Origin of the sequence: Rhizobium sp. WYCCWR 11128, from assembly GCF_013416305.1 — a bacterium.
GTDB classification, from domain to species: Bacteria; Pseudomonadota; Alphaproteobacteria; order Rhizobiales; family Rhizobiaceae; genus Rhizobium; species Rhizobium indicum.
The window spans coordinates 118,149-129,901 of the sequence record NZ_JACCEZ010000006.1; the positions used below are offsets into that span (position 1 = coordinate 118,149).

Genomic DNA, 11,753 nt, shown 5'->3' on the forward strand with positions numbered 1-11,753 from the left:
CTATTTCACGATTCTGATGAACTTGGCCGAGAGCCACCGCAGCGCCATCACGACGATGAGCAGGATGCCCCAGACGGCAGTGGTGAGATGCTGGTTGGCGCCGAGCAGGTTGAGCCCCGAAGAGAGAAGCTGCAGCACGATCAGCGCCACGAAGACGGGCAGGACGCGGCCGAAGCCGCCGAAGGGATTGATGCCGCCGAGGAAGCAGGCGAGCACGGTGATCAGCAGATAGGATTCGCCGTGGCCGACGCGCACCGAATTGAAACGCGCAAGCATGATGATGCCGGCAACCGCAGCCATCACGCCGGAGAGCATGTAGACCAGCACCAGGACCTTGCGGGTGTTGATGCCGGAATAGTGGGCAGACTCGATATTGGAGCCGATCATATAGGTGGAAAAACCGAGCTTGGAGCGCGAGAGCAGAATGTGGCTGGCGATCACACAGGCGATCAGGATCAGCAACGGGACCGGGATACCGAGGATGCTGCCGTGGCCGATCGGCGCGATGAAGGTGGGGAAGCCCGAGATATCGCCGCCGCGTGTCAGGAATTCGCCGAGGCCGCGCAGGAAGATCATCATCGACAGCGAAACGAGGATCGGATGGGCGCGGGTAAAGGCGATGACGAGGCCCATGACCAGGCCGCTTGCCGCGCCGACGGCAAGCGCCAGAGCCGAGCCGAGCAGGAAGGCACCCGGGCCGGCATCGATGCCGCCATTGGCCTGCAGCGTCCAGGCGAGCGTCAGGCCGGCGATGTTGGCGGTGAAGGTGATCGCAAGGTTGAGGCCGCCGGTGAGGATCGGCATCAGCATGGCAAGCGTCAGGACGCCAAGCTCGGGAAGCTGAAAGGCAACCGATCCGAAGGTCGCGCTCGTCAGGAAATGCGGCGAGGCGAAACCGAAGACGACAAGCACGGCCGCCAGCGCGGCGAGGGGACCGGCCATGTCAGCCCCGAAGATGGCGTTGAAGCGGGCGGCGAGCGCGTTCATCAGCTCTCTCCCCTGTCTGCAGGCCTGTCGCCGGTCGATTTGCGGGTAGCAAACACGGGCACCAGATTGCCGATGCGGGCGCTCGACAAGGTGATCGCAACGAGGATGATCGCGCCGACGATCATCTTGAAGGCGAAGGGCGAGACGCCCATCAGGTTGAGGCCGTTCTGGGTGATCGAGACGAGCAGCACGCCCAGCACGCAACCGAGCACCGAGCCCTTGCCGCCGCCCAGCCGCGCGCCGCCGAGCACTACGGCGGCCAGGACATCGAGCTCGCGGCCATAGAGTGCGTTCGGCACGACCTCCTGCGCATAATGCGCCTGCATGAGACCGGCGATGCCTGCCATCAGTCCAAGCCAGCCGAAGGCGATGAACTGCATGGCGCCGATATTGATGCCGAAGCGGCGCGCGCCTTCCGGATTGTCGCCGAAGGCATAGAGCTGCCGGCCGGTCGTCGTGCGGGTAATGAAGAGCCAGGTAGCGAGCGTACAGACGACCATGACGACAACCGGCAACGTGATCTCAGCCCAGCTCCCATCGGCCATTTCGCGCTCGTAGATGATGACACGGCTCGTCAGCCAGTCGGGCAGATTGTAAATCGACACGCCCTTGGTGAAGAACATCAGCAGGCCGAAATAGACGTTGAAGGTCGCGATCGTCGCGACGATCGAGATGATGCGGAAGCGGTGGATCAGGAAGGCGTTGATCATGCCGAGCACGATGCCGATGCAGGCCGCAATCAGGAGACCGGATACCCATCCGCCGCCGCCGATCCTCTCGAGCGCAAGTGCAGTGACATATTGCACGATCGAGGCTGCGACGGCGAAGGAGATGTCGATCCCGCCTGATATCAGCACCACGAGCAGGCCGACGGCAAAGATGATGTTGACCGCGCTGATATTGAGCAGGTCGAACCCATTGCCGAGCGTGAAGAAACGGTCGGTCGTAAAAGCCAGGACAATACTCATCGCGATGATGACGGCAAACAGCACAAATTCCGTCGTATGGGACAGGAACAGCTTACGCATAGACCGCCGCCTCCAGGTCCTTCAGTGTGGTCGCGCGGGGATCGTGCCAGCCGGCGATGCGGCCCTTTTCCATATGGATGATCCGGTCGGCGTTGAAATAGATCTCCGGCACCTCGTCCGAGATGAGGATGATCGCGAGCCCCGCCTCGGCGAGGCGGGCAACGATTTCGAAGATGCCGGCGCGCGCGCCGACATCGACGCCGACCGTGGGCGCATCGAGGATCAACACTTTTGGATCGGTGGCGAGCCATTTGGCGATCGCGACGCGCTGCTGGTTGCCGCCCGAAAGCGTCGAGATCGCATCGTCCTGCTTGCCGATCCTGATGCCGAGATCGGCGATCCAGCGCGCGACCAGCGAGCGCTTCTTTTCCGGCGAAATGAGCCGGCCGCTCAGGATACGGTTAAGCGAGGCCATGACCAGATTGTCGGCGATGGATTGCGGCTGGTTGAGACCGAGCGAAAGGCGGTCTTCGGAGAGATAGGCGATACCTGATGTGATCGCCTCGCGGTTGGAGGCAAAGCGCACCGGCTTTCCCTCCAACATGATCATTCCGGCCGCGGGTCGACGCATGCCGAACAGCGTCAGCGCAAGTTCGGTACGCCCGGAGCCGAGCAGACCGGTTATCCCGAGCGTCTCCCCTCGGCGCAGATCAAAGGAAATGTCCTCGAACTCGCCAGGCCGGGAAAGCTTGCTGACGGAAAGCAGGACCGGGTTCTGCGATACGTCGCGGGCGAGAACATTCTGGTCGAAGGTGCGCCCGGTCATCAGCTCGGTGATCTTAGACTGGGTCATGCCCTCCACCGGATAGACCCCGACCAGTGCGCCATCGCGCAGCACGGTGATGCGCGAGGAGATGTCCAGCACTTCCGCAAGACGATGGCTGACGAAGACCACAGCAACGCCCGAAGCCGACAGCGTACGCACGATCGCCAGCAGATGATCGGTCTCAGACTGGGTGAGCGAGGCGGTCGGCTCGTCCATGAAGACGATCCGGGCCTCTCCGACCAGCGCGCGGGCAATGGCGACGATCTGGCGCTGGGCGATGGCGAAGTCCTTGAGGGGTCTGTCGACGTCGAGGGTGACGCCGAGCCGGGCGAGTGCTTCCTCGGCTATTCCGCGGATCGCGGCATAATTGACGAAGCGCGGGCGCGAACCGGAAAGGGTCTGGAAGGCGATGTTTTCCGCCACGCTCATTTCCGGAAAGAGCGCGAGGTCCTGCCAGATGATCTGGATGCCGCGGGACTGGGCCATGGCAGGCGTCATGTGGGATATCGTCTCGCCGTCGAAGGCGATCTCAGCGCCGTCTGCAAGCCGATAGACGCCTGATATCACCTTGATCAACGTGCTCTTGCCGGATCCATTCTCGCCGGCCAGACAATGCACTTCGCCAGGCAAGACTTCGAAGGAAACGTTTTTCAGCGCCTTCACACCGCCGAATGTCATGTTGATGCCGCGAAGCGAAAGAAGCGGCTGGGCCTTCACACCATCATCCGTTGCCGTGCTCATGCCGGTTGCCTGTCCAGTCGAATGCCATGAAAGATCAATGGTCCGGCCATCGCCGGATACCGCTCTCTTTCCCGAACGCCGGGCCGGTCGACATGGACCAGCCCGACACCCGGGGAGGGGGCCTCTTCAGAGGCCCATTGCGGCCAGGTCGTCGACCGTATCCTTGTTGATCGGCAGCAGTTGATCGACGATGATGTCGTTACCAACAGGCTTGATCACGCCGAGACCCGGAATGTCATCACCTTCCTTGACGCTCTCGCCCTTGATCAGGCGATCGGCGAGTGTGACGAAGACTTCGCCGGCCTGCTTCGGATTCCACATGAAGCCGCCCGATATCGCATCGGACTTGATCAGCTTCTGGCCCTGGCCGGGCGAGAACGGGCCGAGCACGAAGATTTTGCCCGTCTTGCGGCGTTCCTCAATGGCGCGCCCAGCGCCGATCGGACCCTGGCTGCCGAAGGCGAGGAAGCCGCTCAGATCCGGATGCGCGGCAATGAGATCGAGCGCCGTCGAGCGGCTCTTGTCGACGTCCTCCGCCACGCCGTAGCGCTCGCCGACGAGCTTCATGTCCGGGTAATTTGCCTTGATATAGGCGATTGCGGCATCCGCCCAGGCGTTGTGGAGCGGCACGGTCAGCGAGCCGACGAAGACGGCATATTCGCCCTTGCCACCCATTTTCTCGGCGAGCAGCTTGCCATGCGCTTCACCGAAGCCGGTGGCCGATGCGAGTTCGAAATTCCAGTCGGCGCCCTTCTGCGAGGGTGATTCATGCGTAATGACCTTGATGCCGGCGGCTTGCGCCTTGGTGAGCACGGGCTCGAGCACCTTGGCATCGTTCGGAACCACACCAATGACTTTGACGCCTTGGGCAATCAGATCCTCGATGGCGCGCACCTGCAGCGCCGGATCGGCGCTAGTCGGGCCGATCATGAAGGCATCGACGCCTAATTTCTGGCCCTGTTCCTTGATCCCGGCTTCCATCGCGTTGAACCAGGGAATGCCGCCGATCTTGACGACAATGCCGACCTTCGGCGCGTCCTGCGCAAACGCGACCACCGCCCCGGCAAGCGACAGCGATGCGGCAAATGCCGCTACGATAAGGCTCCTCATCCTCACTCCTCCTCAAAGGTCGCTCATACGAACGACGACCACCGGCCGGTTTGCGGCAGGTTGTTCCTGGTTGCTTCTTGGCGAGGGAATACCCTTGCCTCCCATCTCGCCTCCTCCGGCGAACCATCTTTGTACAATCGATCTTTCTTTTTTGCACAATCGATGGTGCAATGACTATCGATCAAGGCAGGGCTTTCGTCAAGAGGGGTTTGTTTCTAAGGGAAGCGACAAAGGAAAGGCGAGATATGACCGACATCGGCAAGAAGAAGGCGACGATCTACGATCTCTCGATGCTATCGGGTGCGTCGCCTTCGACCGTGAGCGCCGTGCTGAACGGGAGCTGGCGGAAGCGGCGTATCAAGGAGGCGACGGCGCAGCTCATTCAGAACCTGGCAAACGAGCACGGCTATACGGCAAACCTGCAGGCCCGTGGCCTGCGTTCGTCCCGCTCAGGTCTTGTTGGTCTTCTGCTGCCGGTGCACGACAACCGCTATTTCTCCTCCATGGCGCAGTCTTTCGAAGCACAGGTCAGAAGCCGCGGCCAGTGCCCCCTCGTCGTCAGTGCCTGTCGCGATCCGGAAGAGGAGCGCAAGGTCGTCGAGACACTGATCTCCTATTCGATCGACGAGCTTTTCATCGCTGGCGCAACCGATCCGGATGGCGTGCACAGGGTCTGCGAAAAGGCAGGACTGAAGCACGTCAACATCGATCTGCCCGGTACACTGGCGCCGTCGGTCATCAGCGACAATCATGAAGGTGCGCGCATGCTGACACAGGCGATCATCGAACGCGCGCAGGAGGATGGACCGCTTTCACCTGACGATCTGTACCTGTTCGGCGGCCGCAACGACCATGCCAGCCATGAGCGAATTCGCGGTTTCCGCGACGTAAAGCGCGCATTGCTGGGCGCGGATCCGGACATCTGCATCCAGCCGACGGGCTATTCGCCGGCCATGACGGCGCGTGCCTTCGAAGCCTTCTACGAAGGCCACGGAAAGCTGCCGCGTGCATTCTTCGTCAATTCCTCGATCAACCTCGAAGGGCTGATGCGCTTCCTCGCCCTGCATCCGCACGAGACCTTCGCCGATATCATCGTCGGCTGCTATGACTACGATCCCTTCGGCTCTTTCCTGCCTTTCCCCGTCTTCATGATCCGGCAGGACAGCGAAACGATGATTACAAAGGGGTTTGCGATCCTCGATGCGGACCGCCGCCCGCCAATCACGCATCTGGTGCGGCCGACACTCGTGCCACCACGCACGGCGCTGATCGGCCCGCTCGATGCGCTGAAAGATATCGAGTAAGGCGTCCTGCCGCATTGGGGAGGCGGGGCAGACGGAGCAGCAAACTTTTTGCTACGCCTCGCGCCAAGCCGAAGGCGCCTGCCGAAAATGCCGCTGCCAGGCGGGTCGCTGCGCGGATCACCGCCCGAACGAAAAGGTCGACGCATTGACAGACCAGCACGTGAGATTTCGAGGCTTGGAACCTGACGGCGCCTGGACATCAAAAAAGCCCCGCCAGATGGCGGGGCCGAGTTCGCATGCAGGGAAAGCGGATTGTGAAGAGGGGTCACGACATCTCGCGCTCTTCATATCCGCGAATAAACAGATCACGCAACAAGAAGTTCCGGCGCCTGACGCGTTTTTCTAGTAAATAACACAATCGACGGGATAATAACAGCCGTTTTTTGCATCAAATGGCACATCGTTACTGTATTGTCTTCCACTAAACTGAGATGGCGGAGAGTTCATAGCGTAGTTGCTTCTGAGGCTTGGACCTCTCGGTGAGAAAGAAGTTGAGCTGCTTTCCGCGGAGGAAGCCACAACCCGATATTACTTTCACATCCGAAAGCGAAGTCGTCGCAGAGAGACCAAGAGAGGAAGGAGTAAACGTTTCGACGGTTCTCGCCGGCAAGTACCCCGACCGCGAAGCGCATCGCATCCTGACCCAGTTCCCATTCCAGCGAGACGTGGTGAGCCGTACAACCATCTCGAACTACATCGGTGACGTCACCGTCAGTCAGGCATCACCAGCATCGAAGCTTGCTGCTCGGTGGCCGGCACGGTAACTTGTTGCTATTGGCGAATGCGATTGAAACCAGCTTCACATCGCGAGCTCCCCCGACCGTAGCAGAGTGGCCGCGGGGTGTTCGACCAATGAAAATCGTTATTGAACGGGGCGAGGGCGCTGGTTGGAAGGTGCCCACTCCCTTTCCCAACGCTCGGTGGCTAGCGTCGGTCATCATGCGCGTCCGGTTCCAAGAAAGTATCGAGCTTTTTTATGCCTGACCACACCTACACTTTGAAGCAATTGGCGGAGGGCCACCGGCCAATCCGGATCGGCTTCTTTCTGGTCCCTGAATTCCCGCTGATGACCTTTGCCGCCGCACTCGACTCCCTCCGGCAGGGTAACCGCCTGGCAAAGCGAAAGGCCTTCGAGTGGCTGATCCTGTCGGCAGATGGCGGCCATGTGAAATCCAGTAGCGGATTGGGCTTCGACGCCGATGCTGCGATAGGTGGGGCACCGCGTTGCGATATCGTCATTCTTTGCGCCGGCATCAATTATGCCGACGCTTATGATGCCAATGTGTTTGCATGGTTAAGGCGCATCTATTCCGAGGGATGCGTGCTCGGAGCGGTCAGCACGGCCGTGTTCTTTCTGGCGAAGGCCCGATTGCTGGAAGGACGGCGTTGTGCGGTTCACTGGGAGTCGCTTGCAAGCTTTCGCAGCGAGTTCCCGAACTGTCTCGCCACGGACGACATTTTCGCCATCGACGGGCGCTTTCTGACCTCCTCGGGCGGCACGGTCACGCTCGACATGATGCTTTACCTAATTTCAGCCGTCGAAGGCCGGGAGCTGGCCGCACTGATTTCGGATCAGTTCAATCACGCGCGGATACGGCGCCAGGACGACGTCCAGCGGATGTCACCCGAAGACCGCTTCGGCATCAAGAATGCCAAGCTCGCATTTGTGGTCCGCCGCATGGAAGCAAGTCTTGCGGATCCCGTCGAGATTTCCGACCTTGCCGACAGCGTTGCGCTCTCGCTTCGGCAGCTTGAACGGCTGTTTCACGCCAATCTTGGCAAAAGCCCCACCAATTTCTACATCGAACTTCGCATGGTGCGCGCAAGAGAGCTCCTGACCTACACGGAGCTGGCAATTGGGGAAATTGCCCAAATCTGCGGCTATCAGTCCGCCTCCCATTTCGGTCGCTCTTACCGCATACGATTTAGCGAAAACCCTGCTGCCACCCGAAAGGTCGAAAGGCGGCGAGAGATACCGGTCACCTGAACAATGTCGATCCGCGCAGAAAAGATGTCGGGTCGCTGCATGTCACAAAGGTCCATCCCGTTTTAATTTTGATGAAGACGGATGGGTGAAGGACAAAAGTCCTCTGCGACCGAGGCCTTGGGCGAACGCCGCCGACCGGTCCAACCAACAAGAAGACGGAACAGTTAAAGCGCTAACTAGGAGATGACTACCGTGGACAAGACTCAGCATTCCTATATTCCGACACTGGTCGAACAGATGTCGAGCGGCTCAATCGGCCGTCGAGAATTCCTGCGTAAGGCGACATTGCTCGGTGTTTCTGCTGCAGCCGCCTATTCTCTGGCCGGCGTACCGGTGCCCGGCAATATTGCGCAGGCCGAGGACATGCCGAAAGGCGGAAACCTGCGGATCGGCATGCGCTGCATGGAGATCAAGGATCCGCATCTGGCCGACTTCGCCGAGAAGTCGAACGTCATCCGCCAGGTCTGCGAGTATCTTACCCTCACTGACCGCAATAACATCACCCATCCCTATCTCCTCGAGAAATGGGAAGTCAGCGACGACCTGAAGACGTGGACGCTCCATCTGCGCAAGGACGTCAAATGGCGCAAGGGCAGGTCGCTGACCGCAGATGATGTGGTTTGGAATCTGAAGCGCGTTTGCGATCCTGCAATTGGCTCGTCGATGCTTGGCCTTTTCACCGGCTATCTCGTGCAGCAATTCGAAACAGGCGAAAAGGACGAAAAGGGCAATCCAAAGAAGTCGAGCAAACTTTGGGCTGACAACGCCATCGAGAAGGTCGATGATCACACCGTCCGCCTCAACTGCTCCTCGCCGCAGATTGCAGTGCCCGAGCACCTTTATCACTACCCGATGTTCATCACCGATCCGGAAGAGAACGGCGCCTTCGGGGCGGATGCAAACGGCACCGGTCCCTTTATCCTGACCGAATACGTCGTCGGCAAGAGCGCCAAGTACAAGGCTCGCACGGATTATTGGGGCACGGGTCCCTATCTCGACACTTTCGAATATGTCGACCTCGGCGACAATCCGGGTGCCGGTATCGCCGCCATGGCCTCCAAGCAGATCGATGGCCTGTCCGAGGCCGATGCTGTTCAGATCAATGCGATGAAGAGTTTCCCGCATGTCGCAGTGTATCAGGTCGAGACGACCCAGACGGTGGTCGCCCGTATGCATCCCGATATCGAGCAGTTCAAAGACAAGCGTGTGCGCCAGGCGATGCGCTATGCGATTGACCGCGACAAGGTCATCCAGACCGCGCTTCTGGGTGCCGGCGTTCCTGCCGAAGATCATCACGTCGCGCCCTCGCATCCCGAATATGCTGCGCTGCCGAAATATCCGCGCGACATCGAGAAAGCGAAGAAGCTCCTGAGCGATGCAGGCTATCCGGACGGTTTCGAATTCGACATGGTCACGCGTCCCGATCCGATCTGGGAACTGAACACGGCGCAGGTCCTCGCCGAACAGTTCAAGGACATCGGCGTCAAGATCAACATCAAGTCCCTGCCCAGCGCCCAATATTGGGAAGTCTGGACGACGGCTCCCTTCAGCCTGACCGCGTGGGGCCACCGGCCGCTGGCAATCATGACACTGTCGCTTGCCTATCGTTCGAATGCCGCCTGGAACGAGTCCAATTATTCCAACGCCGATTTCGACAAGCTGCTGACCGAAGCCGAGGGCATCCTCGATCCGAAGGAACGCAGCAAGGTCATGGCGAAAATCGAGGCGATCATGCAGGATGATGGGCCGATCGTTCAGCCCTTCTGGCGGGTGTTCTCGACCGTCATGGACAAGAAGGTCAAGGGCTTCGAGCTCCATCCTTCGCAATACATCTTCGCGCATCAGTACGCGATCTCGGCGTAACCTCCCGGCTGGCACCTGGCCGCGTTTGCGCGGTCGGGTGCTGGCCCGGACATTGGGATTTCCTCCGGCTATGGCGAATTTCCTCCTCAAGCGCTTGGCGATGATGGTCGTGACGATGCTCTGTGCTTCGTTTCTCGTCTTCGCCGTCTGCGAGTTCACTCCCGGCAGCGTGGCGCGCAAGTCGCTCGGTCCTTTCGCTACCCAGCAGCAGGTGGACCTGCTGTCGCAGAAACTGAAAGCCAATGATCCGCTCCTGGTACGCTACGGCCGCTGGCTGGGTGTGCTCGTCGGCGCAATCCCCGATCCGCTTCAGGATGCGACCACCGGGTTAAACTTCAAGGATCCGCGCGGCGCCCAGTATTTCGGTAACTTCGGCTACTCCACCCTGAACAAGCTGCCCGTCAACGATGTCATCTGGGATCGTCTCGGCAATACCTCCATCCTCGCCGGGCTGGCGTTCCTGCTGATCGTCCCGCTGTCGATCATTTTTGGCATCCTCTCGGGGTTGAAAGAAGGTGGGGTGCTGGACCGGACGCTATCGGTCATCTGTATCACCTTCACGTCTATTCCGGAGTTTGCGTCAGGCGTCTTCCTGGTGACGCTTTTCGTGATCCTCTGGCCGATCCTGCCAGGCACCAGCCCGCTCAACAGCGATGGCGGCTGGGCTGTACCGTATCAGTTCGTCCTGCCCGTCGCGGTGCTCGTCATCTATGACTTCGGCTATGTGGCCCGCATGATCCGCGTTTCGATGATCGGTGTCATGGAGCGGCCCTATATCCGCACCGCAATCCTGAAGGGCATGAGCACGCGCCGCATGGTTCTCGGGCACGCGTTGCGGAATGCGATGATCGCGCCGTTCACCGTGCTCCTGCTGCAAATCAACTTCCTGATCAGCGGCGTCGTCGTCACCGAGCTCGTCTTTGCCTATCCGGGCTTCGGGCGCCTGATCCTCGATGCAAGTCTGTTCGGCGATATCGCAACGCTCGAGGCCGCCACGCTGATCACCGTTGCCATCGCCGTCATCACGCAGTTGCTTGGCGACCTTGGCTACATGCTGCTCGATCCACGCATCCGGGTGAGGTAAATCATGGCTATTCAAGACAACATCACCGGAGCAGTCGCCGCACCGCCAAAGCGTGCTGCAAGGCCCAACTGGATGCGCATCTTTCATTCGCACACGGCCGTCGTCGGTCTTTGCCTGGTTCTCTTCTGGGTACTTGCAGCACTTCTGGCGCCGATCCTCCCGCTTCCATCGCCGACGGATTCCGATGTCATGGCGATGAGCAACCCCTATCCTTCCGCTGCCCATTGGTTGGGGACCGATATTCTCGGTCGTGATATGCTGTCACGGTTGATCTTCGGCGCCCGCACAGTGCTTTCCGTTGCGCCGCTGTCTGTGGCGGTTGCCATGATCGTCGGCATCACGATGGGGATGATTGCAGGCTATTATGGCGGCTGGGTCGATGTGCTGATCAGCCGCTTCTCGGACATCATCCTGGCCTTTCCGGTTCTCGTTATCTACGTCATCCTGATCGCCAATATCGGACCGTCGGTCCTGAATATCGTCATTGCAACCATGATTGCCTCGGCGCCGGGTATCGGTCGCATAACGCGCGGCCTGGTGCTGGGTCTGAAGCAGCAGGAATATGTCGCGGCGGCAAAGCTGCGTGCGGAAAGCACGATCTACATCATGATCGTCGAGTTGCTGCCGAACTGCCGCAGCCTGCTGATCGTCGATGCCTGCCTGCGCATCGGCTACACGATCATCACCATCGGCATCCTCGGATTTCTCGGCCTCGGCCTGCCGCCCCCGAACCCCGATTGGGGCGGCATGGTCAAGGAGAGCGTGACAGTCCTGAATGTCTGGCCGCACATGTCGCTGATCCCGTCTGCCGCGCTCGTCAGCCTGGTCCTCGGCTTCAACCTTCTCGCCGACGGCATGCGGGAGGCATGGAAGCCATGAACAT

9 protein-coding genes are annotated in these 11,753 nt (G+C 60.1%); 5 read left to right on the forward strand and 4 right to left on the reverse strand.

All coding sequences use genetic code 11. The features are described 5' to 3' along the window. From HX898_RS19555 to HX898_RS19570, 4 genes are all read right to left on the reverse strand, one after another. Positions 1–987: an ABC transporter permease gene (locus tag HX898_RS19555; protein WP_180195449.1), complete on the reverse strand. Its 987-nt coding sequence runs from the start codon at positions 985–987 to the stop codon at positions 1–3. Further along, the gene (locus tag HX898_RS19560; RefSeq protein ID WP_180195450.1) at positions 987–2,015 is read right to left on the reverse strand and encodes an ABC transporter permease; all 1,029 of its coding nucleotides are present in this window, start codon (positions 2,013–2,015) and stop codon (positions 987–989) included. The genes HX898_RS19555 and HX898_RS19560 overlap by 1 nt, the downstream gene beginning before the upstream one ends. Then, a complete protein-coding gene (locus HX898_RS19565; protein ID WP_180195451.1) occupies positions 2,008–3,522 on the reverse strand; it encodes a sugar ABC transporter ATP-binding protein in 1,515 nt (504 codons plus the stop codon). Before HX898_RS19565 ends, HX898_RS19560 begins: the two co-directional genes overlap by 8 nt. 126 nt (positions 3,523–3,648) lie before the next feature. After that, on the reverse strand, positions 3,649–4,632 hold the full coding sequence (locus HX898_RS19570) for an autoinducer 2 ABC transporter substrate-binding protein (protein ID WP_180195452.1): 984 nt from the start codon (positions 4,630–4,632) through the stop codon (positions 3,649–3,651). A 245-nt stretch (positions 4,633–4,877) separates the two neighbouring features. Between HX898_RS19570 and HX898_RS19575 the strand changes: the two genes are divergently transcribed. The 5 genes from HX898_RS19575 (at position 4,878) to HX898_RS19595 (ending at position 11,749) form a co-directional block, all read left to right on the forward strand. After that, positions 4,878–5,936: a LacI family DNA-binding transcriptional regulator gene (locus tag HX898_RS19575; protein WP_138332966.1), complete on the forward strand. Its 1,059-nt coding sequence runs from the start codon at positions 4,878–4,880 to the stop codon at positions 5,934–5,936. 976 nt (positions 5,937–6,912) lie between these two features. Then, positions 6,913–7,923, forward strand: coding sequence for a GlxA family transcriptional regulator (locus HX898_RS19580; protein WP_180195453.1), 1,011 nt, complete (start codon positions 6,913–6,915; stop codon positions 7,921–7,923). 183 nt (positions 7,924–8,106) lie between these two features. Beyond that, positions 8,107–9,786: an ABC transporter substrate-binding protein gene (locus HX898_RS19585; protein ID WP_210273171.1), complete on the forward strand. Its 1,680-nt coding sequence runs from the start codon at positions 8,107–8,109 to the stop codon at positions 9,784–9,786. 70 nt (positions 9,787–9,856) lie between these two features. Beyond that, on the forward strand, positions 9,857–10,870 hold the full coding sequence (locus tag HX898_RS19590; RefSeq protein ID WP_180195455.1) for an ABC transporter permease: 1,014 nt from the start codon (positions 9,857–9,859) through the stop codon (positions 10,868–10,870). 3 nt (positions 10,871–10,873) lie between these two features. Next, positions 10,874–11,749 (forward strand): ABC transporter permease, encoded by an 876-nt coding sequence (locus HX898_RS19595; RefSeq protein ID WP_180195456.1) that lies wholly within the window; start codon positions 10,874–10,876, stop codon positions 11,747–11,749. The last annotated feature ends 4 nt before the right edge of the window (positions 11,750–11,753 follow it).